Here is a 23,734-nt window from a genome sequence, read left to right on the forward strand (position 1 = left end):
CACCCCCCGCTACGCGGCGTCCCGCCGGGTCAACTGCAGGAAGATATCTTCCAGGTCGGTTTCCTCGGTGGAAATATCGGTGATCTCCAGGCCCGTCGTGCGAATGGCTTCCAGGATCTGGCCCGCATGGGTCTTGGACGGCGTGTAGGTCACTTGAATGCCGGTCCGGTCTTCCAGCAGTGTGGCGTTGTAGTCCGCCAGGTCGGCCGGCATTTCTTCAAAGGTACCGTTGACCCGAAGTGACAGGGTCTTGGAATCGAGCCGCCGCAACAGGCTGCTCTTTTCCTCGTTCGCGATCAGCTTGCCATGGTTGATGATGGCGATGCGGTCGCAGAGTTCTTCGGCTTCTTCCAGGTAATGGGTGGTCAGCAGGATGGTGACGCCCTGTTTGTTCAGGTCGACGACGCTTTCCCACAATTGCTGACGCAGTTCGATATCGACACCCGCCGTCGGCTCGTCCAGCACCAGGATCGGCGGACTGTGCACCATCGCCTTGCCGACCAGAAGACGTCGCCGCATGCCGCCCGACAGGGTGCGGGCATAAGCGCTGCGCTTGTCCTCCAACCCGATCATGCGGAGGATTTCTTCGGTCCGGCGCTCGGCTTTGGGAACGCCGTACAGGCCGGCCTGGACGTTGAGCATTTCTTCCGGCGTGAAGAAGGGATCGATGTTCAATTCCTGCGGCACGATGCCGATTGCCGCCTTTGAATTGCGCGGCTCCCGGTCGATATCCATGTCCCAGATCGACGCCGTGCCCGAGGTCTTTACGACCATCCCGGCCAGGATGTTAATGAAGGTGGACTTGCCGGCGCCGTTCGGACCCAAAAGGGCGAACAGGCTGCCGCGCGGGATGTCCAGATCCACGTTGTCCAGCGCCAGCTTGGCGGCGCCGGATCCTTGGGCGCGGTATTCCTTGGTCAGGCCGCGCACCGAGATGGCGTTTTCCGGAAGGGAGGTCATGGCACTCTCACGAAATGAAACAGGGGAGGCACTACATAACGCCGTCACCCCTTTGGGGGCAACACATGCGCCTGAATCCCAGGACGGATTGGGCAACAAGCGGTTGACCTGAACGGGCCATGGGGTGAAATAAGGAAAGGCCCGATACGGAATTGGGCCGTCGGGGTAGAACCTTTGCTGGAGGTCCAACATGGCCGCACCGTCCATCGACAGCCCGGAAGTTCAGGAAGTCGAAACCAAACGTGTCTCCTGCGATGGCGGCGGCGGGGCGCTGGGCCATCCCAAGGTCTATTTGGAGATGGGCGAAAAGGACTTCGTCGAATGCCCCTATTGCGACAAGCGGTTCGTCTTGAAACCGGGGGCGATCGTCAGCGATCACCACTAGCTTCCCTGGTCTTGCCTTAGACCCTGCGCTTCTTTCCCCTACGCCTCTTTCCTGGGCGCCTCTTTCCCGGATGCCTCTTTCCGGGGCGCCTCCGGCGTGTTGAAGATCGTCATCAGGCTGCCAGGCTTGCCCTTGCGCGACTGCCGGATGTCGTGCCGGAAGAAGACGTCATCGACCTGGGGTGCGAATAAATCCAGAATTTCATCCGTGGTCTTCAGTTTCGGCGCGTCGGCGACGTCGCTGCCGCTTTCGCGAAGCTGCTCCGTGGTCAGGGCGGTGTACTCGTAGCCGACGGCAACGAATCCGCCGGGGCGCAGCACACGCAGCACTTCCTGGGCCGCCTTCCGTTGATCGTTCGAATAGGCCAACACCCAGCCGAGAATCACGACATCGAAACTGTTATCCTCATACGGCATGGCGTGCATGTCGCCCGCATCGACGAAGTCTGAATAGGAAAACAGGTCCAAGCCGCGGATGTTCGACGGTTCGAACCCGCAGGCGATCAAGGTGTAGATCTCCGCCTCCGTGCGTGGACCGATGGAGAGAACCTTGTAGGTTTTCATGTTCTCCGCGATCTGGTCGACGCTGCGCAAGGGCATCACCAATACCGCCGGCCGGAACAGAGATACCTTGCCGATCAGGCCGTTGACGTTGTGGGCAAGGGCGTTCTCGACCAGGGCAGCCGGGTCGTCGACCCGTCCAAGCTTCAAGGTCTCCTTATCCAGTGCGTCGATCTTCATCGTGGCCAGGGCGGTTCGGATGAAGGGGATTTGCAGGAATTCGTCCGGATAGCGTTGCAGCAACTGGCGGACAAGTTCGACCAGAACCTCCCCGTCCTTATCGATCACGCTCGACTTGTTGGTCGCGGTGAGAATCACGGGTGACCCCTTCCATTCGGTTTGTCATGTATCCGAAAGATATCTGGGATTCGGGACTTCGCGCCAGTGCACCGACAGGCCCTTTGCCTCAAGCGCGATGCATCGCGGCCCTTTCCGTGGCGGGCGTGGGCGTCCATACTGCGGTCCCCGTTTAAGGACTATTTCCAGACGCTAATCCCAGGACCCGATGACCATGACCGACGCCGTTCCGCGCCACCTCTATTTGATCGACGGTTCAGCCTATATTTTCCGGGCTTTCTTCGCCCTGCCGCCAATGACCCGCTCGGACGGAACGCCGACGAATGCGGTGATGGGGTTCTCCTCGATGATCCTGAATCTCATCGAGCAGACGGATGCGGATTACGTCGCGGTGATTTTCGATGCGAAACGGGAAAACTTCCGCAACGAGATCTATCCCGACTACAAGGGGCACCGCCCGGATGCGCCGGAGGAGCTGCGCCCGCAATTCTCCCTGATCCGCGACGCGACGGAGGCGTTCAACCTGCCGTGCCTGGAAATGGAAGGGTATGAAGCGGATGATCTGATCGCGACCTATGCGAAACAGGCGGTGGCGAAGGGTTCGAAGGTCACCATCGTTTCCTCCGACAAGGACCTGATGCAACTGGTTCAGGATGGGATCGAGATGTGGGATCCCATGAAGAACACGGCCATTCATCACGACCAGGTGGTGGAGAAATTCGGCGTGCCGCCGGAAAAAGTGGTCGATGTTCAGGCGCTGGCCGGCGATTCGACCGACAATGTGCCCGGCGTTCCGGGGATCGGCATCAAGACCGCCGCGCAACTGATCGTCGATTATGGCGATTTGGACACGCTGCTGGAACGGGCGGGTGAGATCAAACAGCCCAAGCGCCGGGAAAACCTGATCGAGCATGCCGAGTTGGCGCGCATTTCCCGTGAATTGGTGCGCCTGAAACAGGATGTGCCGGTGGAAGTGCCGCTGGAGGAGTTGAAACGCCGCCCGTTGGACAATGATCGCCTGTTGGAATTCCTGAAACTGATGGAGTTCAAACGGCTGATCGCCCGGTTCCAAACCGAGGAAGCGGCGCAGGAAGCCAGTGAAGCCGCCGCGGCGCCGGCGGAAACCGATTATCAACTCGTCCAGGATGAAGCCGCCCTCAAAGCGTGGATCGACGCCGCCTACAAGACGGGCATTCTGGCCGTGGACACGGAAACCACGGGGTTGGACGCGATGCAGGCCGATCTGGTCGGCATCTGCCTCAGCACCGAACCGGGCAAGGCGTGTTACATACCGCTCGGCCATGTGGGTGAAGGGGAAGGCGACCTGCTTTCCAGCGGCGATGCGGAAGCACCGAAGCAGATTCCGATGGCGACGGCGCTGGACCTGCTGCGCCCGGTCCTGGCCGATCCGTCGGTGTTGAAGGTCGGGCAGAACCTTAAATACGATTTGCAGATCCTGGGCCGGCTGGATGTTCCGGTGACGCCCATCGACGACACCATGTTGATGTCCTTTTGCGTCGACGGCGGCGCGCATGGCCACGGCATGGACGAATTGGCCGACCTTCATTTGGGCATGAAGACGATCAAGTTCGAAGAGGTCTGCGGCAAGGGCAAGAACCAGATCACCTTCGACAAGGTGCCGTTGGACAAGGCGCTGGCCTATGCGGCGGAGGATGCGGATATCACGCTGCGCCTGCACCGGGCGTTGAAGCCACGCCTGCTGGCCGACCGTATGACGACCCTGTACGAGACCATCGAACGGCCTTTGGCGCAGATTCTGGCCGATATGGAACGCGCCGGGATCAAGGTCGACCCCAAGACATTGAAGGAGATGAGCGCCGACTTCGCCAAGCGGATCGCCGATCTGGAAGCGGAAATCCACAAGGATGCGGGTCAGGAATTCAACGTCGCCTCACCCAAGCAATTGGGCGAAATCCTGTTCGACAAGCTTGGCCTGAAGGGCGGCAAGAAGACGAAAAGCGGCGGATACTCAACCGATTCGGGCGTGCTGGAGCCGCTGGCGCTGGACAATCCGATTGTGCAGAAAGTGCTCGATTTCCGCGGCTTGTCAAAGCTGAAAAGCACCTATACCGACGCACTGGTCGAGGATATCAACCCGCAGACGAAACGGGTCCACACCTCCTATTCCATGGTCGGGGCCCAGACCGGGCGCCTCAGTTCCACCGACCCGAATCTGCAGAACATTCCGATCCGCACGGCGGAGGGCCGACGCATTCGCGAAGCCTTCATCGCCGAACCGGGCTGCAAACTGATCAGCCTGGACTACAGCCAGATCGAGTTGCGCCTGGTGGCGGAAATCGCGGATCTGGATGCCTTGAAACAGGCCTTCCAGGACGGGTTGGACATTCACGCCATGACGGCGTCGGAAGTCTTCGGCGTGCCGTTGAAGGAGATGGATTCCGAAACCCGCCGCAAGGCGAAGGCGATCAATTTCGGCATCATCTACGGCATTTCCGCCTTCGGCCTCGCCAATCAGATCGGGGTTAGCCGGACCGAGGCGAAGGACTTCATCGACCGGTATTTCGAACGCTTCCCGGGCATCCGCAAATTCATGGACGAGACGGTCGAGGGCTGCCGGGAAAAAGGTTATGTGGAAACGCTGTTCGGCCGGCGTATTCATCTGGGCGGCATCAACGACAAAAACCCGATGCGGCGCGGCTATGCGGAACGCCAGGCGATCAACGCGCCGATCCAGGGCACCGCGGCCGACATCATCAAGCGCGCGATGATCCGCATTCCGGGCGCGCTTGCCGAAGCGGGGCTGGACGACGTCACCATGCTGCTGCAGGTGCATGACGAATTGATCTTCGAAGCGCCGGCGGACAAGGCGGAAAAAGCCGTACCGGTGATCCGGGATGTGATGGAAGGGGCTGCCGGCCCGGCCCGGACGCTTTCCGTGCCGCTGGAAGTCGAAGCCGGCATCGCGGACAATTGGCGGGAAGCGCACTGAACAGGGCCGGTATCCGCGTCCCTGTTCAAGGGGCGGGGAATATGGTCCTCTTGCGGCCAGGAGGAATGCCATGATGTTTCGCGTATCCCCGGCTATACGGCGGGCTATTGTTTCCGTCCTCGCTTTGGGCACCCTGTTGATGTTGAGCGGCTGCTACCTGCCCGACCGGTTCCAGTTGAATATGAACATCGACAAGTCGGGCAAATACGCCTTCATCTATGAGGGCGACCTGATCGCGTTCAATTTCCTGCGCAAGATCGGTCAGGGCGAGGTTCGGGCCGACGACAAGGAAGAGATCGCCGTCTATGTCCAGGACCTGGAACGTGACTCGGCCTTTGAGGAAGTGACCTATCTGGGCAATGCGCGCTATCGCGTGAAGTACAAACGCCAGAGCAACATCCTGGAGCATCCCAGCTTCAGCTTCGTCCGCCGCAACGCCGCCTTCATGATGTTGAAGCGGGGCGAGGACGGTTTGATCCAAGTGGAAGGCGACAAGCCCAACAAGCGCTATCGGGACGAATTGAAGGCCAAGGGATACAACATCCGCGGCGTGGTGCGGGTATGGACCAATGCCCGGGTGCTCGACCATAACGCCGAACAGGTCATCCAGGGCAACCCGACGCAATATGTCTGGGATATCCAATCCTTCGAACAACCGACCCCGAAGATGACGTTAGTGCCGGAAGGCTGAGGCAGATACAAAATTTTCCTGATGCGAAAAGGGGAGTGCAAAAGGCACTCCCCTCTTTTGCTTCATCAGAACCCTGCGCGCAGCTATTCTAAAGGGACCATCGTGATGTTTACCGGCGTTGTATATTTGTTGTCCGCTCCGCTCGCTGAGTCGATTATCCAGCCGATCCCACCGCCAAGTATGATGTTCCCAACAGTCGCGCCGGCGACATCGGACTTGTTAAAGAACGTTGCTTCTTGGTAACCGTCTTTGCTGCAAATGATGTTCAAATCGTGTTTGGTTTTTTCAATCGTAATGCCACCAGGTGTCGGATCGACGCGACCGATGATCTGACCTTCCCTTTCCAAGGCACAATTTGCACCTTCCGGAACGGTATTGACGACAATCTCTTGCGAAGTCCCCTCAATGACTGATGAGCAAGCAGACAGCAAAACAATGAACGCTAGTGTGGAAAGAAAACGCATGGAACCCCCATTTGGACAGATTTAAAGGCAAAGCCTTTTCCCCGATTGGAGAATTCCCCAACCAAAACTTTGCGGCGGCAATAAGACCGTGATCTACTTCGTAGAACCGGCCATTTTTACTGCCCGATAGTAAACGCATTCATTGCAATACACTCTGTTTTTATTAGTTTTGGTTGAGAAAAAGCCTGTTGCCAAATGGTCACGATTCGGTGCGCGACGGCGTTCAGCCAACTCTGGAAATGAGCCAGGCAAAACGTAAAGGATCTTCTCATCGCCGCCACCAATGGGGGGCAGGGATCAGGCTGGCGGGACTGGTCGTGATGGAAATCCCAGACCGTTCCTTCCGGATGATACGAGGCCAAATGGCCCGCGGCGCGCCATGAAAAAAGGCCGGAGCGTTGGCCCCGGCCTTTTGTTCATTTCGTGTGTCCTGAAGGTCAGGCGGCGTAGATGCCGGCCTTTTTCACGTCGTCGGTGACATGCCCTTCGAACTGTTTGAAGTTGTCTTCGAACATGCCGCGCAGGTCGCCGGCGACCGAGTCATAGGCCTTACCGTCCGTCCACGTCTCACGCGGGCGCAGCACGTCGGCCGGCACTTCCGGCACCTGATCGGGGATCAGCAGGCCGAAATTCGGGTCCTGGACGCGGGCGACGCTGGCAAGTTTGCCTTCGACCGCGGCGCGAACCATGGCACGGGTATAGTCGATGCGCATGCGCTGACCCGTGCCGTAGGACCCGCCGGACCAACCGGTATTGACCAGCCAGCATTTGGCGCCGGTCTTGGCCATCTTCTCGCCCAGCATCTTTGCATAGACGCTCGGATGGCGCGGCATGAAGGGTGCGCCGAAGCAGGTGGAGAAGGTCGCCTTCGGTTCGGTGACGCCCCGTTCGGTTCCCGCGACGCGCGCGGTATAACCGGACAGGAAGTGGTACATGGCCTGTTCCGGCGTCAGTTCCGAAATCGGCGGCAAGACACCAAAGGCATCCGCCGTCAGCATCACGATATTGGTCGGCTGGCCGCCCATGCCGCTGGGTTCGATATTCGGAATGAAGTCGATCGGATAGCTGGCGCGGGTGTTTTCCGCGAGCGACCCGTCGTCCAGATCCAGACCCCGGGTTTCCTCGTCATAAACGACGTTTTCCAGGATCGTGCCGAAACGCTGCGTGGTCGCGTAGATTTCCGGTTCCATCTTCTCGCTCAGGTTGATCACCTTCGCATAGCAGCCGCCTTCGAAGTTGAAGACGCCCTGGTCGGACCAGCCGTGCTCGTCATCGCCGATCAGGCGGCGGGTGCCATCCGCCGAAAGCGTGGTCTTACCCGTGCCGGAAAGGCCGAAGAAGATCGCCGTGTCGCCCGCATCGCCGATATTCGCGGAACAATGCATAGGCAGTACGTCGTGCGCCGGCAGCAGATAGTTCATGATGGAGAAGATCGATTTCTTGATCTCGCCCGCATAGCGGCTGCCGCCGACCAGCACGGTGCGCTCGGCGAAATTGACGACGATGAAGACTTCCGAATTGGTGCCGTCCACTGCCGGGTCCGCATGCAGCAGCGGCGCGTGCAACACGGTGAACTGCGGATCGAACGCGGCCAAGTCCTCGCGCGCCGGGCGGATGAACATGTTGCGGGCGAAAAGCGCGTGCCATGGACTGTCGGAAATCACCCGGACATTCAGCCGGTGATCGACGGCGGCGCCAGCATAGAGGTCCTGAACGAACAGGTCGCGGCTTTGGTAATAGGCGAGGATCTTGGCTTTCAGGCGCTCATAGATCTCAAGCGTCGTTGGGCGGTTGACTGAACCCCACCAGATGTCGCCGGTGCTGCTCGGTTCGTCGACAATGAATTTGTCGTTGGGTGAGCGACCGGTGAATTTGCCCGTTTCGACGCGTAGCGCGCCGCCGGCGGTGATGGTTCCAAGCCCGTTTGCGATCGTGTTTTCGTAAAGCGGTTCGGCGCCCAGGTTCCAATGGACCGATCCGGAATTGACGATGCCGTGAGCGGAAAGGTCTTTCGAGCTGGCTTGACTTGCCAACATGTCCTCCTCTGTGTCGTAGGAATACGTGTGGGCGTTCCTACGCCCCCCGCATTCACTTTTAAAACGCGTCCCTATACGGTGCCGTGTCCGCCGTCACACCGGAAAACCGATGCAGGACAGTGCGGGCGACACTGAAATTGATGAACCGTCTTCTCCGTCCCTATGGGCCGGGTTATATCGGTTCGGCGGCGCCTTGGAAAGTTCTCAAAACCCCTGAAACCGCCGTTTTCCGGTGTTTCAGCCTTTCCGTGCACGCTTCACGAGGCGAACCAGCTCGACACGGGCGGATTCAGCGTCGCTGACCGGCTTGTCGAAAGCCAAACGAGCGATATCGCCATCCCGGCGCAGGTCGGCCCCTTCCGGGTCGACGCCCGTCATCCGCCAGCCGACGCCCGGGCGGTTCAGCAAGACGTTCGCGTACAGGCCGACCGCATCGCCGTGGTCGTCGTTCATATGGTCGACCACGCCGCCTTCCTGCTGGGCAAGATCGCCCGACCCGGCCATGTCGTACAGGACGTCTTCTGCGCCGACCCAGTGAATCCTGCCGAAACCAGCCACCAGATGGGCGCGCTGAACCGACATCCTATACAGGCTGAAATCGCCGAACCCGGCATACATGGCGGCACTGGGATGGCGCCGAATATAGCGTTCCATCAAGCCCCGATCGTCCGTCTTCTCAAGCCGGCCCTGCAGGGTCGCGCGCGCGCCTGTCAGGGGATCTGTCAGGCCCTTGGTTCCGTCGACCATCAGGGAACAGACGGGATCGGCCAACAGGTTCTTGGTATGGTCGGCCAATGTGCTCAACAGCAGCAGCGGCGCGGCGTCCGGCCCGCTTCCCATCAGGACCAGCGAGGCATAGGGCGCGCCCACGCCTTCCACCGTTTCCTGACCGGCCCGCATCTTGGTCGCCAGGGTGGCGCGATCCTGCGCGCGGATCAGACCTCGGATGATCTCACCGGGGCTTTCAGTTTTGGGGAGATTTTCCATCCTGCGTCTCTTCTCGGTGATGCCCGTGCTTAACCGGCGACCATATCGGCCATGCCTTCGGCCATGTCTTCCGGCGCGGTATCGTGCTTGAAAATGCCGATGACCGCTCCGTCCGGCCCGACCAGATAGGTGAAGGCGGAATGATCCATCAGATAATTGCCGTCATCCATGTCGCGGCGGGCATAATAGACGCGATAGGATGAGGCCGCGTCGGCGATTTCCGCGTCCGTCCCGGTCAGGCCGACCAAGCGGGGGTGGAAGGTTTCGGCGAAGACGCCGACCGTATCCGGCCCGTCCCGCGCCGGGTCCACCGTGATGAAAATCGGCTGAACCTTTGCCGCTGCGGTGGCGTCGGACTCTTCCAGGATGTCCATTGCTTGGCCGACGATTGCCAAATCCGTGGGGCAAACATCGGGGCAATAGGAATAGCCGAAATAGACCAGAAGATATTGCCCGGGGAAGTCGCCCGGCGTGACATGGTCGCCCGCCGAATTGACCAAATTGAAATCGCCGCGGATATCGGTTGCGGGTACGATCACCTTGTCGCTGGACAAGGATCCCTGGGATCCACCGAATTGCTGCCAGGCGATGAAGCCGACCGCGACGACCGCCATGATGCCGGCGACAAGGGCGACAAAGACCGGGGATGTCAAAATACGGCGCATCCGAATTCCTTCTTCATGCGGTCTCGTTCCCCGATGCGTCTGGGGAACGCCTTTCAAAAATGTCTTGAGCGCTTGAGGTAGCGTCACCACCGCGCCGCCGCAAGGGGCTGCCGGCCCCGGACGGCTTCAAACCCGGTCTCGGGCCTGTGTGAAAGGGGCTTGTTCCAGGTGTTTCCCAGGTGATTTCAGGGGGTATTGTGTGGCAAAAGACCACAATTATTCCCCTGTTAAGCCTCAATTTCGCCATACTTGACCCTATGATGCCGGGTGCGGCGTTTTGACTAAGTCGGGGAGTCGCGGGATTTTGCTGCATGAACGGGGAAAGGCACCTTGATGACGCCAAACAAAATTGCGCTGGTCGACGATGACAGGAACATCCTGACATCCGTTTCCATCGCCTTGGAATCCGAAGGTTTCAAGGTGATGACCTATACGGACGGCGAAAGCGCCTTCCAGGGAATGAACACCAATCCCGTCGATCTTGCTGTGCTGGACATTAAAATGCCGCGCATGGACGGCATGGAATTGCTGCAGAAATTGCGCAAGCAAACGCGTTTGCCCGTTATCTTCCTGACATCGAAAGACGATGAAGTGGATGAGTTGATGGGCCTGCGCCTCGGCGCCGACGACTATATTCGCAAGCCTTTTTCGCAGCGTTTGCTGATCGAACGGATCCGAACCCTGCTGCGCCGTGTGGAATTGGAACAGACACCGGCGGAATCCGGTGAAGGCATCATGGTGCGCGGTGATTTGCGCCTGGACGCCAACCGCCATGTCTGCACCTGGAAAGGCGACGAGGTCCCGCTGACGGTGACGGAATTCCTGATCCTGCGTGCGCTGTCCACGCGGCCCGGCATGGTGAAAAGCCGCGATCAATTGATGGATGCGGCCTATGGCGAAAGCATTTATGTGGACGACCGGACAATCGACAGCCACATAAAGCGGCTGCGCCGCAAATTCCGCCAGTTGGATGACGAATTCGGCCAGATCGAAACGCTCTATGGCGTGGGCTATCGCTATAAGGATGAATGAGCGTGAGGATGAATAGGCGTGGGAATGACTGACCGTGCGTGAGGTCCGGTGACAGTGATGAGGGATCAAACGGACGCCGGTGACGGGGAAGCCGGCGGCGGGGATGCGCCGGCCGAAAGGGACGACCGGAAGACGGGCGCATCCAAGCGCGGTCCGTCCGGTAAGGGCAAACAGAAGCCCAGCGGTTTGGGGACCCAGCATCTAGACCATAGAACACATGGCGGCGCACACGGGGGAACCCGTGGCCGCCATCGGGAACGCGCCCGTTTTCTGTCGCCGCTGACCCGGCGAATCCTGATGGTCAACATCATCGCATTGCTGATTCCCATCGGTGGATTGCTGTATCTGGGACCCTATCGCGACAACTTGATCCGGGCTGAGATGGAAGCGCTCCGCGCCCAGGGTGAAATCTTTGCGGGCGCGCTGGGCGAAGGGGCCATCGCGATCACCACTGCAGGCCAGGAAGTGCTGAGCCCCGCATCCGCCCGACATATCATCCGCCGCCTTTCCGGCCCATCCGGCCTGCGCGCGCGTCTTTTCTTGCAGGATGGGGAGCTGGCCATCGACTCCCGCCGCCTGGGTGCCGCGCGCAGTTCGGTGCAGGTCGAGGAACTGGCGCCGCCGGAAACCATGGACGATGTGATCAATCCAATCCTGGATATGCTCGACCGGCTGACCATGGTGTTCGGCGACAACCTGATGGAACGCTATGTCGAAGATGACACGCCGGCGGCGGAGGATTACCCCGAGGTCGCCCGGGCGCTGCAGGGCGACATCATGGGCGTGGTTAGGGAAACCGAACACGGGCATTTGGTTCTGTCGGTCGCCTTGCCGGTTCAGCGTTACTACAAGGTCTTCGGATCCCTGATGCTGTCCAAGACGGGTAAGGAAATCGAAGCCGCGCTTCGGAATGTGCGGGCGACCATTCTGATGGTCTTTGCCGGTGCGTTGCTGATCACCGTGGCCTTGTCGATATACCTCGCCGGGGCCATCGCCAGGCCGCTGAACAAGCTGGCCGCGGCGGCGGACCGCGTTACGCGTTCGGTCGGGCGGCAGGAGGAAGAGATCCCCGACATGACCGACCGCGCCGACGAAATCGGTGACCTTTCCGGCGTGCTGCGCGAAATGACCCAGGCGCTGCGTCTGCGTCTTGTTGCGATCGAGCGTTTCGCCGCCGATGTCAGTCATGAAATCAAGAACCCGCTGACCAGCCTGCGTAGCGCGGTGGAGACCGTCTCCCGCGTGTCGGATGAAGAACAGCGCCGGCAGTTGTTGGAAATCATCAACGACGATGTCGAACGGCTCGACCGGTTGATCAGCGATATTTCCGACGCGTCACGGCTCGATGCGGAATTGAGCCGGACCGAGGCTGAGCCCCTGGACCTCGCCGGGCTGCTCGCGACGCTCGCAGGGATGTATGGTGTGGTCGGCACGGAAGACGCCCCCGGACGCCCGCGGGTCAGCATGGAAGCCCATGGCGAGGGGCCGTTTCAGGTGATGGGGAACGAAGACCGTTTGGTCCAGGTCTTCCGGAACCTGATCGGCAACGCCATGACCTTCAGTCCCAAGGACGGGCGCATCGATTTGAAAATCCGCCGGGACGGGGAATTCATCGAAGCGGCGGTGGAAGACGAAGGCCCGGGCATTCCGCCGAACAAACTGGAAGCGATTTTCGACCGCTTCTACACCGAACGCCCGGAAGGGGAGAAATTCGGTGCCCATTCGGGCCTTGGTCTTTCCATCTCGAAACAGATCATGGAAGCCCATGCCGGTGAAATTCGTGCCGAAAACCGCATGACCCACGACGGTAAACCCCGCGGCGCGCGTTTCATCGTGCGTCTTCCGGCAGCTTGATTGACGCTACAGCAGCAACGCGCCCTCTAATCGCAGCAGCGCTTGCTTTGTCTCAACACCGTCGCCACCGGAAAAGCCGGTCATGGTGCCGTCCGCACCCACGACCCTGTGGCAGGGGATGATGACCGGGATCGGGTTCGCGCCGCAGGCGGTGCCGACCGACCGCGCGGTGCCGTCGATGGCCTTTGCCAACTCCCCATATGTCTTGGTGCCGCCATAGGGGATTTTCAGCATCTGTCGCCAAACCGCCTTCTGAAACGCGGACCCTTTCGGGTGCAGCGGCAGGTCGAAATCGGTTCGCTTCCCATCGAAATAGTCCCGCAACTGCTGTGCTGCGTCCTGCAACAACGGGGTCGGACTCTCCTCTTCCGCGCGGCTCCAGGAGGCACGGATGATCTTGCCGTCCTCCTCGGTGAGGCTGACCGGGCCGGTCGGTGTTTCCACGGTGATGCTGTGTCTGTTCATAGCGTGACTATAGGCTATACCGGGCAAGCTTTCCGCCCGAATCTTGCGGCGGGTTTCACGATTTGGAGACTCGCGCTTTGACCCCGGCATGGCTACTGTCGCGGCCATGAAGACAAGTCAGAACATCCATGCGACGGCGGTAATTCTGGATGGGCGGGGCATCCTGATCATGGGGCCGAGCGGGGCGGGCAAGACCGACCTCGCCCTGCGCTTGATCGAGGCGGGCGGGACCTTGGTTTCCGACGATCGGACGCTCGTCAGGCAGGAAGCGGGCCGGGTGGTCGCCGGCGCGCCGGAAACGATTGCCGGCAAAATCGAAGTGCGGGGCTACGGTATCCTGGATGTCGCCCATGAACCGGAAGCGGAAATCGATCTGGTGATTGATTTGAAGCCAGGGCGTGATATCGAACGGATGCCGGAGCCGGCGGACCGCGTTATCGATGGCGTGCCCGTGCGTCTCGTCGAACTTGACGGTTCCGAAGCATCGGCGGTCGCCAAGGTAAGGTTGATCCTGAAGGGGTTGTGACGTGCCAGACGACAAGTCTGAAAATTCCAAACCTGATATCATTCTGGTCACCGGCATGTCCGGCGCCGGCCGGTCGACCGCGCTGAAAGTGCTGGAAGACCTTGGTTTCGAAGCGATCGACAATCTGCCGCTCGCCCTGTTGCCGCGAATCACGGCCGGGCAGCGCCAGCTGCTGGATGCTAAGCCGCTCGCGGTCGGCGTCGATGTGCGCAGCCGCGATTTCAGTCCCGAACTGCTGGAATCCGACATTGAGGTGCTGACCGGGGAGTTGGGCCTGGACGTGCGCACGCTGTTTCTGGATTGCGAGGATGGCGTACTGATCCGCCGTTATGCCGAAACCCGGCGCAAGCATCCGCTGGCTGCTGATCGGCCTGTGGGCGACGGATTGGACCTGGAACGGCGTATCCTTGCCCCGATGCGCGAGGCGGCCGATCTGGTGGTCGACACCACTGATCTGACGATTTGGGAACTGAAGCAGCGGCTCTCGGATGCGTTTCGCATGGGGGGCAAGGCGACTTTGGCGATCACCGCGGCGTCTTTTTCCTATCGCCGCGGCCTGCCGCGGGATGCGGATCTGGTCTTCGATGTGCGGTTCTTTGCCAATCCGCATTACGACCCTGACTTGAAGGAAAAGACCGGTCAGGATGCGGAAGTGGGTGCTTATATCGCCCAGGATCCGGATTATGACGATTTTTGGGCTCGCCTTACCGGGTTGCTGGAGATTACCCTTCCCCGGTATGAACGCGAGGGGAAAAGTTACCTGACCGTTGCCTTCGGATGTACCGGGGGCAAGCATCGGTCGGTACATTTCGCCGAACGTTTGGCGGCATGGCTTCATGAGAAGGGCTGGTCGGCAGGGTTGACGCACCGGGATTTGGGAAAAACCAAACAGCCATAACGGTGCGCGGGCCATCGAGGGGAAGAGACGCCAAGGGCGATCGAGATGATATGCCCGATGACAGGGGGCGGGGTTCAAGGGAAGAATGACGGAATGATCGGTCTGGTTTTGGTAACCCATGGACGGCTGGCGGAGGAATTCGTCGCCGCTTTGGAACATGTGGTCGGCCCGCAAGAGGACATACGTGCCATTTGCATCGGCCCCGACGACGATATGGAGCAGCGCCGGCAGGACATCCTGGACGGTGCCCGTGCCGTGGATACCGGTGAGGGTGTCGTGGTGCTGACCGATATGTTCGGTGGCACGCCGTCGAACTTGGCCATATCCATCATGGACAAGGCGCGGGTCGAAGTGGTCGCGGGTTTGAATCTGCCCATGCTGATAAAACTGGCCAGCGTCCGTGAGACAGAGCCGATGGCCGAGGCCGTCGCCGCCGCGCAGGAAGCCGGCAAAAAATACATCAACGTCGCGAGCAGCCTTCTCAACTGATCCGACCTTTACCAAAAACTAAAAACCATAACGCTTCAGCGTGTCATAAAAACAAGAACATTTCAGGGATAGCATGAAATCCGGCCCTATCGACCTCACCATCTGCAATCAACGCGGACTGCATGCGCGTGCCGCGGCGAAATTCGTCAAATTGGCAGGCGATTATGACGCGGACATTACTGTCACCAAAGACGGAACCTCGGTTACCGGCACGTCGATCATGGGTCTGATGATGCTTGCGGCCGCGAAGGGGACGTCCATCCGCGTGGAGGCGGAAGGCCCGCAGGCAGAGGACGCGCTGCAAGCCCTGTCCGGGCTGGTGGCCGGTGGCTTCGATGAGTCGGACTGACGACAAGAAGGGTAAGACCGTCACCGGCAAGGCGCCGCCCGAGCCGGACGAAGAAGTGCCCGCGATGGCTACTTTCCTGGGGGCCGGTGTTTCACCTGGCATCGTCATGGGCCCGGCACGGGTCATCGAATCAGGGTCACTCTCCGTCCCGGAATATGCACTGAAGACCGACAAAGATATTGAGGCGGATACGGAACGGCTGGAACGTGCGCTTGCGAAATCGCGCCGCCAGCTGAAGGCCCTGCGCACGAAATCCAAGAGCCTGCCGCCCGCGGCGGCGGAAGAAATGGGTTACCTGTTGGATGCGCATGGGGCGATGCTGGCCGAATCCCGGTTGGTTCGCGGATTCCGCCGCCGTATCCAAGAAGGCCAAATCAACGCGGAAGCCGCGGTTCAAACCGAAGTCGCCCATATGGCGCGCGGCTTCGAACAATTGGACGATCCCTATATCGCGGCCCGTGCGACCGATGTTCGGGAGGTCGGCGGGCGCGTCCTGCGGAACCTGATGGAAGGGAAATCGCCTTCGCTGGGCGAGCTTTCGGCCGGGACAATCCTGATCGCGGAGGATATCACGCCGGCTGACACAGCGCAGATGGACCCGGCGGTCGTCGGTGGATTCGCCGCCGTCCTCGGCGGGGCGGAAGGGCACGCCGCGATCATGGCGCGTTCGCTGGGGCTGCCCGCGGTGCTGGGCGCGGCGGGGCTGCTGCAGGCGGTAAAGACCGGCGACATCGTCATCGTCGATGGACAGGCGGGCCGCATTGTCGTTAATCCCGACAAAGCCACCCAGCGCCGATATGAAGACAAACGCGCGGTTCTGTTGCGCGAAACAGTGAAGCTGCAGCGGTTGCGGGACGTCCCCGCCATCACCGCCGATGGAGCGAAAGTCACATTGCTCGCCAATCTGGAACTGGTTCGCGATACAAAGCATGCGACTGAGGCGGGTGCCGAAGGAATCGGACTGCTGCGCACGGAATTCATGTTCATGAACCGCAGCGATGTGCCGAACGAGGAAGAGCAATACGAGATATTGAGCACCGTTGTGAAGCACATGGACGGCCGCCCGGTCACTGTCAGGACTTTGGATATAGGCGGAGAAAAACTTGCGTATTCGCTTGGCGCGATCCTCGACGATCATGTTGGAGATGCGGTGAACCCCGCGCTTGGCGTGCGTGCCATTCGTCTGTCGCTGCGCGAACCGAAACTGTTCGAAGCCCAGCTTTGTGCGATTCTTCGGGCGGCGGCGCATGGGCCGGTCCGCATCCTGCTTCCGATGATCACCACGCCGGGGGAAGTGAAACAGGTCCGCGACATCGTGACACGCCTTTGGCTCAGACTGCAGCGGCGCGGTGTGGATCTGCCGGATGAAGTTCCGCCGATCGGGGTGATGATCGAAATACCGGGGGCGGCGCTCGCCGCCGATGCCTTGGCGCAGACGGCGGACTTCTTCGCCATCGGTAGCAATGATTTGACCATGTACACGCTGGCCATAGACCGAGCGGACGAACGCGTTGCCCACCTATACAACCCGCTGCATCCGGCGGTGCTGCGCCTGATCGAATTTACCGTACAGGCGGCGTTAAGGGCCCGGATTCCGGTCAGTATTTGCGGTGAAATCGCCGGTGATCCTCGATTCACGCCCTTGCTGTTGGGCTTTGGCGTGCGGGAGCTGTCGATGTCTCCCATGGCGCTCGCCAGGGTCAAACAACGCATTCTAAAACTGGATACGGCGGATGCGGCAAGACGGGCACGATTGGTGATGGAAATTGCCGATTCCGGCCGAATCGCCGCCTTGCTCGACGATATGGATGGTCTTGCGTGAAACAGAGATCCGTGGCCGATTTATTAGATATGACTGGATTTTGATCTTTTTGTGCGGCGAATACTTGGTCCGGTTGGCGGTTGTTATTGCGATATTAACCTTTTTATGGGTACTGTCCGGCGGTTTCCATGCTGTCGAGAGGTAGAAAACCGCTCGCCGGATGCATGGGAGGGATGGTTGCCACCGAATTGGGGAGGTCTGATGACTTCGTTCGGAAACGAAACGCAAAATGGGATGGTTGAACGATTTCGTCATCCCGCGATATCGCCGCAGAAGCGGTTCGCACGTCGTGCGCGCGGCGTGGTAGCGTCGCTTGCGCTGATTGCGATGACATCGCCCGCCATTGCCGGGACGGCGACACAGGCTTGCGAAAATGACATCGATTTCAAAGAGCTGGGCGCCAGTATCGTGGTCGCCCCGTCAAATGTGGATGCCGTTCCGCGCGGTGAACGGGCCAAGGCCGTCCGCTTCCTGCAGAGCGAATTGATGGTGGCGGCGCTGGCTTGCGATGCGCGCCAATATTACGGCGATTTCGTGAAGCGGTACAAAGTCAGCCTCGTCAGCAGCGGCCGTGACCTCAAGAATCATTTTGAGAAGGCGCACGGCCAGAAGAAGGGTTTCGCTGAGTTGAACCGATTCGTGACCCGTATGGCGAACAAAGCCTCGGGACGTATGGCGTCGCTCGGTGCGGATTTCTGCAGCAATATGCATGCGACTTACAAGCACCTGTTGTCGAAGGACGACGTCCAGCTCACCGGGTTCTCGCTTGGCTATCAGGCCCGTGTTCAAGGCCAGGAGCAATTAGTCGCCGCGGATTGTGATCAACCGCAGCAACTTTCCGCCATTCCCCAGTAAGGGCCTCCGGCAAGGCTTGGCCTTTAAGCCGATAACTGAATCTATTGCGACCGCCCCGCCTTAGTGGGGCGGTTCTGTTTTAGTCGGCGGGCGGGACAACTGCCGCTCGCGGTAGACGACATACAGCGCGCTGCCGACGATCAGCGTAGCCCCGCCCCAAGTGATCATTTCGACGGTTTCCCCGAAGGCAATCCATCCGACCAGCGCGATAAAAGGCAGGCGGGTATAGTCAAACGGCAGCACGACCGAGGCATCGGCCGCCTTGAAGCTGCTGGTCAGGAACATCTGAGCCGTCACCCCGAAGAAACCCAGCAAAACGCCGAGAATCCAAAATTCCGGGGTCATCGGAACCCAAACGGCGAGCGCGAAGGGTAGGGTGGCGATCGTCAGGATCAGGGACGTGTAAAAGACGACGCGGCCGGCCGGTTCCGTGCCGGTCAGCGCCTTAATGCAAAGCGCGGCGGTGGCCATCCCACAGGCGGCGCCCACGGCGGCCAGTGCGCCCGGCTCCAGTGCTTCCGTGCCCGGCCGCAGAATGATCATCACGCCGGTAAACCCGAAGACGACGGCCGTCCAGCGTCGGGCGCGGACGACTTCCTTCAAAACCAATGCACTGCCGATGGTGGCGAAAAGCGGGGCTGTAAAACTGATCGCTGTGGCTTCCGCCAGGGGGATCGAAACCACGGCCGTCATCCAGAACAGCATTGCCGTGGTCGCCGCGCCGCCGCGGAACAGATACAGTTTCCACCGATGGGTCTTCAACTGCGCGAACCCACCCTTCATCGTAAACGGCAGCATGAACAGCAGCGCGAAGACTGAGCGCAGAAAGGCAATCTGGAACGGGTGCATGCCTTGGTCCGCGGCCTCCCGGACGAAGCCGTTCATGACCGCGAATAGGGCTGCGGATATGATCATCCAGGCGGCGCCCCAGACCGGGCCGTTCAAAACGGTTGTGTTTGCTGCGCTCTTATCGCTCACGGTTATCCGTAGAATCCTGTCGGCCTGGACGGATGGTTGGGCATTGGATGCGGTGCCGTCCGGCACATTGTGACATTGCTGGCACTTGGAGCACCCGTCCGCCCGTGCTATCCCAGCGCCCGAAATTCAACAAGGTATAGGGCGGGAACAAGTCTGTGTCCGCACCTCTTTCAGGGGACCTACGAAATGAATGACATCGCCGGCGCAAAACCGTTGTGGCAGCCTTCCACGGAACAGGTCGCGGGAACCACGTTGACCGCGTTCACCCGCGAGCTGGAATCGCGCTACGGCGTCAGCCTTCCGGATTTTGCCGCCTTGCATGCCTTTTCGGTGGATGAAGCGGAAAAATTCTGGGACGCGTTCTGGGACTTCGCCGGCATTATCGCCGAAACCAAGGGCGAGCGAGTGCTGATTGACGGCGACAAGATGCCCGGCGCGCAATTCTTCCCCGATGCGAAATTGAATTTCGCGGAAAACCTGCTGCGCCGCCGCGACGATAGCGATGCGCTGGTCTTTTGGTCGGAAGACAAGGTGAAGCGCCGGATGAGCTGGGCGGAACTCCATGCGCTCGTCTCCAAACTGTCGCAGGCCCTGAAGGCGTGCGGCGTCGGTCCGGGCGATCGTGTCGCCGGTTTCGTCCCGAATATGCCGGAGACGATCGCAGCGATGCTGGCGGCGACCTCGCTGGGCGCGATCTGGACGTCGTGCTCCCCCGATTTTGGCGTACGCGGTGTGCTCGATCGGTTTGGCCAGACCGAACCGAAGGTCCTTTTCACCGCCGACGGTTATTTCTACAACGGCAAGACCATCGAAAGCTTGCCGCGGGTACGCGAATTCCTCGCCGAGCTTCCCAGTGTGGAGAAGGTCGTCGTCATGCCTTTGATCCATGACGAACCCGATTGCTCTTCTGTTGCAGGCGCGGAAAGCATCGCGGAATTCACGAAAGGCTTCGAAGCGGGTGAAATCGAGTATGTCCGGCTGCCGTTCAATCACCCTCTCTATGTCATGTATTCATCCGGTACGACGGGCGTGCCGAAATGTATCGTGCATGGCGCCGGCGGATCGCTGATCAACCAGATGAAGGAGCATATGCTCCATACCGACACCAAGCCGGGCGATCGTGCCTTCTATTTCACGACCTGCGGCTGGATGATGTGGAACTGGTTGGTGGCGGGGCTTGCTTGTGAGGCGACTTTGCTGCTTTTCGACGGTTCGCCGTTCGCGCCTAGCGGGAATATCCTGTTCGACTTCGCCGATGCGGAAAAGATGACGCTTTTTGGAACGTCGGCCAAGTGGATCGACGCGATCAACAAGGGTGGCTTGGTTCCGAAAGACACGCATGATCTTTCCACTGTGAAGGTAATGACGTCGACCGGTTCGCCGCTGGTGCCCGAAAGCTTCGACTTCGTCTACGATAAGATCAAAGCGGATATGCAGTTGGCCTCCATTTCCGGCGGCACGGATATCGTCGGTTGTTTCATGCTGGGCAATCCGAACGGTCCGGTCTGGCGCGGTGAGATCCAGGCGCTGGGCCTTGGCATGGATGTGCAGGTCTATGATGACGACGGAAATCCCGTTCGTGGGGAAAAAGGCGAGCTGGTTTGCTGCAAACCCTTCCCGAATATGCCGGTCATGTTCTGGAATGACGAAGACGGCAGCCGATACCGGGGCGCCTATTTCGAGAAATACGACAACATCTGGTGCCATGGGGACTTCGTGGAATTGACCGAGCATGACGGTATCATCGTTTACGGACGGTCCGATGCGACGTTGAACCCGGGTGGTGTGCGGATCGGCACGGCGGAGATCTATCGCCAGGTGGAAACCTTCCCGCAGGTATTGGAAGCCATCGTCATCGGCCAGGATTGGGACAACGATACCCGTGTCGTGCTTTTCGTGCGGATGGCGGAAGGCGAGGACCTGACCGAAGACCTGCAGAAGGAAATCCGCACGCGGGTTCGCACCAATTGCACGCCGCGCCACGTGCCGGCCAAGATTGTCGCCATCGACGATATTCCGCGCACCAAGTCGGGGAAGATCACCGAGCTTGCTGTCCGCGACGTGGTCCATGGGCGCGCGGTGAAGAACCAGGAAGCGCTCGCCAATCCTGAAGCACTGAAGCTGTACGAAGGCATCGCAACCTTGCAGGAAGACTAAACGGGCGGAACGGGAATGCCGGAACGGTCGGTCAGAACCGGCCTGTCCGGCGAAGCTCGGCCAAGGTGCGGGCCAAGGCAACGGCGTCGTCTATGGCGGAATGCAGGGCCCCGGTCATCGGCAACCCCAAACGAGCCGGCAATAAGCCGGTGGTCAGTTCACCGGGAGCCGCAGAAAGGACCCGTTCCAGCGCCGGGCGTATATTTGCGAACCGTTCCTTTGCAATGGGAACGTCCACCCCTTGAATGCCGGCGCTGATTTCGAATACGGCAGAGTCGTTGCCGTTCGAAACAAACAGACCGCAGCCCTGTCCGAATTTGGCGAAGTCGTGGAACAGCACCGATAGAGGTACACCCTCCTTGTCGATGTCTTCCTGACGAATCCCGGTTAGATCCTTGAAGTAGTCGGAAAGCCGCGGGTTGACCTTGGGAACTGTGAAGCGCTGAAACTGGTCAAGGACGTGGAAGTCAGTGGCATCGACCCGAACCGCCCCGACCTCCACCAATTCCCGATGTTCCCAATCCGCCGACCAACGGCGTTCCTGGCTGCCTTCCCAGGCGGTATATTCGGTATCGAACAGGACCAGTTCGCCGCTGGTGGGCAAGGCGTATTCCGGTGAGCCCTGCGCGGTCATTGCCTTAAGGCTTCCGCCAGCTTTTCCACTGCCTTCGGAATCTCATCTTCGTCGACCGCGGCGTATCCCAGCATCAGTCCCTGTTGTGCCGGATATTCGTGGTAGAAGGATGACAGGGGCGAAACTGTGATGCCGGCGGCCTCGGCCCTGCGGGTTGCCTGGATATCATCCATCCGCACAGTCATCGCCGGTTTTTGCCGCGCCAGAATATGCATGCCTGCCTCGGCCGGGCCGATTGTCAGCAAGTCGTCCAACTGCTCATGCGCGGCCGAGATCAGCAATGCCTGGCGATGGGCATACAGCTTGCGCATGCGCCGTAAATGGGCGGCAAAATACCCGTCTTCGATAAAGGCGGTCAGCGCTGGCTGCGCCACGGTGGATGGGTGATCATCCAATGCCGCGCGGGCAAAACGAAAGGAATCGGTCAGGTCCGGCGGTACGATCAGATAACCCAGCCGCAGCGACGGGAACATGGTCTTGGAAAAGCTGCCCACATAGACAACCCGGTTGTCGCGGTCCAATCCCTGCAACGCGGCAAGCGGCTTTCCCGAATAACGGTATTCACTGTCGTAGTCGTCTTCGATGATCCAGCCGTCGACTCTTTGCGCCCAATCGAGCAAAGCTAGACGCCGCGCGAGCGACATGGTGACGCTGAGCGGATATTGGTGGGATGGCGCGACACAGACGAACCGTGCATCCGGCGCCTTTGCTTCGCCCGTGGCGATGTCCAGGCCTTCTTCATCGACCGGTGCGGGAACGACCTTCACGCCGGCGGCCATCAACGCGCCGCGAATGCCCGGATAGCCCGGATCTTCCACAAGCGCCCTGTCACCTTCGTCGAGCAGGACATGCGCGGCGAGCCCGATGGCCTGTTGTGCGCCGGAAACGATGATGACCTGTTCCACCTCACACCGAACCCCTCGTGCGGTGCGGACATAATCGGCAATCGTCCGGCGCAAAGGCATGTAGCCGGCCGGCTCGGTATTGGCCATCAGGTCCATGGGCGGCCGTCGCCAGGCGCGCGCCATCAACCGGGCCCAAATGTCGAACGGGAAGTTGCGCAATTCCGGGACGCCCGGCGCAAAGGCCAGACCACGCCGCGTGCGCCGCCGGCGCAAGCCGGCAAGCTGGGTGCCACGGCGGGAAAGGCCGCGTTGCCGGGGTGACGATTTCAAATCGTGAAGTGCCGCCGACCCGGCGTCGGTATTGGACCCGCCCGACCGGACGCCACCCGACCCGACGCCATTGGGGCCGCCCAGCACGGAAAGGGCCTCCTCCGGCAACTCACTGGTCACGAAAGTACCGGCGCCGACGCGGCCCTCTAAATATCCTTCGGCCAATAACTGATCGAAGGCGGCAGTGACGGTGTTGCGTGAAATCTCCAGGTCGCGCGCCAAGGTGCGCGTGGCGGGAAGGCGCGATCCGGCTTGTAGCCGCCCGGTCAGAATCGTTTCCCGCAGCTGCTCATACAGCTGGCGGTGCAACGGGTCTTCCGCCGTCCTGTCCAGTGTGATTGGCAGTACGGCGGCCTTGGTTGTTCGAAGGGCAAGTCGCGTGGTCATGATCTTTCCATAGAATGGCCCCGTTAGAATGGCAAGAATGGTTCTTTGGGGAAAGCCAATATGGAGCCTAGATATAGGCGATTTTTTAAAGGGTGAG

General features: G+C 60.1%; 22 protein-coding genes. 12 read left to right on the plus strand and 10 right to left on the minus strand.

Features of this window, described 5'->3' with window-relative positions; genetic code table 11:
* Positions 1 to 9: 9 nt before the first annotated feature.
* On the minus strand, positions 10 to 960 hold the full coding sequence (locus tag EOI86_RS14185) for an ABC transporter ATP-binding protein (RefSeq protein WP_127765833.1): 951 nt from the start codon (positions 958 to 960) through the stop codon (positions 10 to 12).
* Positions 961 to 1,150: 190 nt separating this feature from the next.
* Between EOI86_RS14185 and EOI86_RS14190 the strand changes: the two genes are divergently transcribed.
* Positions 1,151 to 1,345 (plus strand): zinc-finger domain-containing protein, encoded by a 195-nt coding sequence (locus tag EOI86_RS14190; protein WP_127765834.1) that lies wholly within the window; start codon positions 1,151 to 1,153, stop codon positions 1,343 to 1,345.
* 38 nt (positions 1,346 to 1,383) lie between these two features.
* Here EOI86_RS14190 and EOI86_RS14195 read toward each other — a convergent pair whose 3' ends face one another.
* Entirely contained in the window at positions 1,384 to 2,223 is an 840-nt protein-coding gene (locus tag EOI86_RS14195) for a class I SAM-dependent methyltransferase (protein WP_127765835.1), read from the minus strand.
* Positions 2,224 to 2,416: 193 nt separating this feature from the next.
* Between EOI86_RS14195 and polA the strand changes: the two genes are divergently transcribed.
* On the plus strand, positions 2,417 to 5,173 hold the full coding sequence (gene polA, locus EOI86_RS14200; RefSeq protein ID WP_127765836.1) for a DNA polymerase I: 2,757 nt from the start codon (positions 2,417 to 2,419) through the stop codon (positions 5,171 to 5,173).
* A gap of 70 nt (positions 5,174 to 5,243) precedes the next feature.
* The gene (locus EOI86_RS14205) at positions 5,244 to 5,864 is read left to right on the plus strand and encodes a hypothetical protein (protein ID WP_127765837.1); all 621 of its coding nucleotides are present in this window, start codon (positions 5,244 to 5,246) and stop codon (positions 5,862 to 5,864) included.
* An 83-nt stretch (positions 5,865 to 5,947) separates the two neighbouring features.
* On the opposite strand, the gene EOI86_RS14210 is transcribed toward EOI86_RS14205, so the two are convergent.
* The 4 genes from EOI86_RS14210 to EOI86_RS14225 form a co-directional block, all read right to left on the minus strand.
* Positions 5,948 to 6,328, minus strand: coding sequence for a hypothetical protein (locus EOI86_RS14210; RefSeq protein ID WP_127765838.1), 381 nt, complete (start codon positions 6,326 to 6,328; stop codon positions 5,948 to 5,950).
* A gap of 437 nt (positions 6,329 to 6,765) precedes the next feature.
* Positions 6,766 to 8,364 (minus strand): phosphoenolpyruvate carboxykinase, encoded by a 1,599-nt coding sequence (locus EOI86_RS14215; RefSeq protein ID WP_127765839.1) that lies wholly within the window; start codon positions 8,362 to 8,364, stop codon positions 6,766 to 6,768.
* Positions 8,365 to 8,601: 237 nt separating this feature from the next.
* On the minus strand, positions 8,602 to 9,351 hold the full coding sequence (locus EOI86_RS14220) for a HugZ family pyridoxamine 5'-phosphate oxidase (protein ID WP_127765840.1): 750 nt from the start codon (positions 9,349 to 9,351) through the stop codon (positions 8,602 to 8,604).
* Between the two features lie 29 nt (positions 9,352 to 9,380).
* Positions 9,381 to 10,016, minus strand: a complete 636-nt coding sequence (locus EOI86_RS14225; RefSeq protein WP_127765841.1) for an SCO family protein — start codon at positions 10,014 to 10,016, stop codon at positions 9,381 to 9,383.
* A gap of 333 nt (positions 10,017 to 10,349) precedes the next feature.
* On the opposite strand from EOI86_RS14225, the gene EOI86_RS14230 reads away from it, so the two are divergent.
* Entirely contained in the window at positions 10,350 to 11,048 is a 699-nt protein-coding gene (locus EOI86_RS14230; RefSeq protein ID WP_127765842.1) for a response regulator transcription factor, read from the plus strand.
* 57 nt (positions 11,049 to 11,105) lie between these two features.
* Entirely contained in the window at positions 11,106 to 12,902 is a 1,797-nt protein-coding gene (locus EOI86_RS14235; RefSeq protein ID WP_127765843.1) for a sensor histidine kinase, read from the plus strand.
* 6 nt (positions 12,903 to 12,908) lie between these two features.
* Here EOI86_RS14235 and EOI86_RS14240 read toward each other — a convergent pair whose 3' ends face one another.
* Positions 12,909 to 13,475 carry a methylated-DNA--[protein]-cysteine S-methyltransferase gene (locus tag EOI86_RS14240; protein WP_338033052.1) on the minus strand — a complete coding sequence of 189 codons (567 nt, stop codon included), beginning with the start codon at positions 13,473 to 13,475 and terminating at the stop codon, positions 12,909 to 12,911.
* On the opposite strand from EOI86_RS14240, the gene EOI86_RS14245 reads away from it, so the two are divergent.
* From EOI86_RS14245 to EOI86_RS14270, 6 genes are all read left to right on the plus strand, one after another.
* Positions 13,474 to 13,893 carry an HPr kinase/phosphorylase gene (locus EOI86_RS14245; protein ID WP_127765844.1) on the plus strand — a complete coding sequence of 140 codons (420 nt, stop codon included), beginning with the start codon at positions 13,474 to 13,476 and terminating at the stop codon, positions 13,891 to 13,893. The genes EOI86_RS14240 and EOI86_RS14245 overlap by 2 nt on opposite strands.
* 1 nt (position 13,894) lies before the next feature.
* The gene (gene rapZ, locus EOI86_RS14250; RefSeq protein WP_240035674.1) at positions 13,895 to 14,791 is read left to right on the plus strand and encodes an RNase adapter RapZ; all 897 of its coding nucleotides are present in this window, start codon (positions 13,895 to 13,897) and stop codon (positions 14,789 to 14,791) included.
* Positions 14,792 to 14,884: 93 nt separating this feature from the next.
* A complete protein-coding gene (locus EOI86_RS14255) occupies positions 14,885 to 15,280 on the plus strand; it encodes a PTS sugar transporter subunit IIA (RefSeq protein WP_127765845.1) in 396 nt (131 codons plus the stop codon).
* A gap of 73 nt (positions 15,281 to 15,353) precedes the next feature.
* Positions 15,354 to 15,629, plus strand: a complete 276-nt coding sequence (locus tag EOI86_RS14260; protein WP_127765846.1) for an HPr family phosphocarrier protein — start codon at positions 15,354 to 15,356, stop codon at positions 15,627 to 15,629.
* Positions 15,616 to 17,451, plus strand: a complete 1,836-nt coding sequence (gene ptsP, locus EOI86_RS14265) for a phosphoenolpyruvate--protein phosphotransferase (RefSeq protein ID WP_240035675.1) — start codon at positions 15,616 to 15,618, stop codon at positions 17,449 to 17,451. Before EOI86_RS14260 ends, ptsP begins: the two co-directional genes overlap by 14 nt.
* A gap of 201 nt (positions 17,452 to 17,652) precedes the next feature.
* Positions 17,653 to 18,306 carry a hypothetical protein gene (locus tag EOI86_RS14270; RefSeq protein WP_127765847.1) on the plus strand — a complete coding sequence of 218 codons (654 nt, stop codon included), beginning with the start codon at positions 17,653 to 17,655 and terminating at the stop codon, positions 18,304 to 18,306.
* Positions 18,307 to 18,366: 60 nt separating this feature from the next.
* Here the strand turns inward: EOI86_RS14270 and EOI86_RS14275 are convergent, their stop codons facing one another.
* Positions 18,367 to 19,284 (minus strand): DMT family transporter, encoded by a 918-nt coding sequence (locus EOI86_RS14275; RefSeq protein WP_127765848.1) that lies wholly within the window; start codon positions 19,282 to 19,284, stop codon positions 18,367 to 18,369.
* Between the two features lie 186 nt (positions 19,285 to 19,470).
* On the opposite strand from EOI86_RS14275, the gene EOI86_RS14280 reads away from it, so the two are divergent.
* The gene (locus EOI86_RS14280; protein ID WP_127765849.1) at positions 19,471 to 21,441 is read left to right on the plus strand and encodes an acetoacetate--CoA ligase; all 1,971 of its coding nucleotides are present in this window, start codon (positions 19,471 to 19,473) and stop codon (positions 21,439 to 21,441) included.
* A 31-nt stretch (positions 21,442 to 21,472) separates the two neighbouring features.
* On the opposite strand, the gene EOI86_RS14285 is transcribed toward EOI86_RS14280, so the two are convergent.
* On the minus strand, positions 21,473 to 22,075 hold the full coding sequence (locus EOI86_RS14285; RefSeq protein ID WP_127765850.1) for a 3'-5' exonuclease: 603 nt from the start codon (positions 22,073 to 22,075) through the stop codon (positions 21,473 to 21,475).
* On the minus strand, positions 22,072 to 23,637 hold the full coding sequence (gene pdxR, locus EOI86_RS14290) for a MocR-like pyridoxine biosynthesis transcription factor PdxR (RefSeq protein WP_127765851.1): 1,566 nt from the start codon (positions 23,635 to 23,637) through the stop codon (positions 22,072 to 22,074). The genes EOI86_RS14285 and pdxR overlap by 4 nt, the downstream gene beginning before the upstream one ends.
* Between the last annotated feature and the right edge of the window lie 97 nt (positions 23,638 to 23,734).

It is taken from the genome of Hwanghaeella grinnelliae (assembly GCF_004005845.1).
GTDB classification, from domain to species: domain Bacteria; phylum Pseudomonadota; class Alphaproteobacteria; order UBA8366; family Aestuariispiraceae; genus Hwanghaeella; species Hwanghaeella grinnelliae.

Excerpts from the sequence above, each read along its gene's own strand:
- EOI86_RS14185 (WP_127765833.1), bottom strand. The coding sequence starts at position 960 with ATGACCTCCCTTCCGGAAAACGCCATCTCGGTGCGCGGCCTGACCAAG.
- EOI86_RS14190 (WP_127765834.1), top strand. The coding sequence starts at position 1,151 with ATGGCCGCACCGTCCATCGACAGCCCGGAAGTTCAGGAAGTCGAAACC.
- polA (WP_127765836.1), top strand. The coding sequence starts at position 2,417 with ATGACCGACGCCGTTCCGCGCCACCTCTATTTGATCGACGGTTCAGCC.
- EOI86_RS14205 (WP_127765837.1), top strand. The coding sequence starts at position 5,244 with ATGATGTTTCGCGTATCCCCGGCTATACGGCGGGCTATTGTTTCCGTC.
- EOI86_RS14210 (WP_127765838.1), bottom strand. The coding sequence starts at position 6,328 with ATGCGTTTTCTTTCCACACTAGCGTTCATTGTTTTGCTGTCTGCTTGC.
- EOI86_RS14215 (WP_127765839.1), bottom strand. The coding sequence starts at position 8,364 with ATGTTGGCAAGTCAAGCCAGCTCGAAAGACCTTTCCGCTCACGGCATC.
- EOI86_RS14220 (WP_127765840.1), bottom strand. The coding sequence starts at position 9,351 with ATGGAAAATCTCCCCAAAACTGAAAGCCCCGGTGAGATCATCCGAGGT.
- EOI86_RS14225 (WP_127765841.1), bottom strand. The coding sequence starts at position 10,016 with ATGCGCCGTATTTTGACATCCCCGGTCTTTGTCGCCCTTGTCGCCGGC.
- EOI86_RS14230 (WP_127765842.1), top strand. The coding sequence starts at position 10,350 with ATGACGCCAAACAAAATTGCGCTGGTCGACGATGACAGGAACATCCTG.
- EOI86_RS14235 (WP_127765843.1), top strand. The coding sequence starts at position 11,106 with ATGAGGGATCAAACGGACGCCGGTGACGGGGAAGCCGGCGGCGGGGAT.
- EOI86_RS14245 (WP_127765844.1), top strand. The coding sequence starts at position 13,474 with ATGAAGACAAGTCAGAACATCCATGCGACGGCGGTAATTCTGGATGGG.
- EOI86_RS14240 (WP_338033052.1), bottom strand. The coding sequence starts at position 13,475 with ATGGCCGCGACAGTAGCCATGCCGGGGTCAAAGCGCGAGTCTCCAAAT.
- EOI86_RS14255 (WP_127765845.1), top strand. The coding sequence starts at position 14,885 with ATGATCGGTCTGGTTTTGGTAACCCATGGACGGCTGGCGGAGGAATTC.
- EOI86_RS14260 (WP_127765846.1), top strand. The coding sequence starts at position 15,354 with ATGAAATCCGGCCCTATCGACCTCACCATCTGCAATCAACGCGGACTG.
- ptsP (WP_240035675.1), top strand. The coding sequence starts at position 15,616 with ATGAGTCGGACTGACGACAAGAAGGGTAAGACCGTCACCGGCAAGGCG.
- EOI86_RS14270 (WP_127765847.1), top strand. The coding sequence starts at position 17,653 with ATGACTTCGTTCGGAAACGAAACGCAAAATGGGATGGTTGAACGATTT.
- EOI86_RS14280 (WP_127765849.1), top strand. The coding sequence starts at position 19,471 with ATGAATGACATCGCCGGCGCAAAACCGTTGTGGCAGCCTTCCACGGAA.
- EOI86_RS14285 (WP_127765850.1), bottom strand. The coding sequence starts at position 22,075 with ATGACCGCGCAGGGCTCACCGGAATACGCCTTGCCCACCAGCGGCGAA.
- pdxR (WP_127765851.1), bottom strand. The coding sequence starts at position 23,637 with ATGACCACGCGACTTGCCCTTCGAACAACCAAGGCCGCCGTACTGCCA.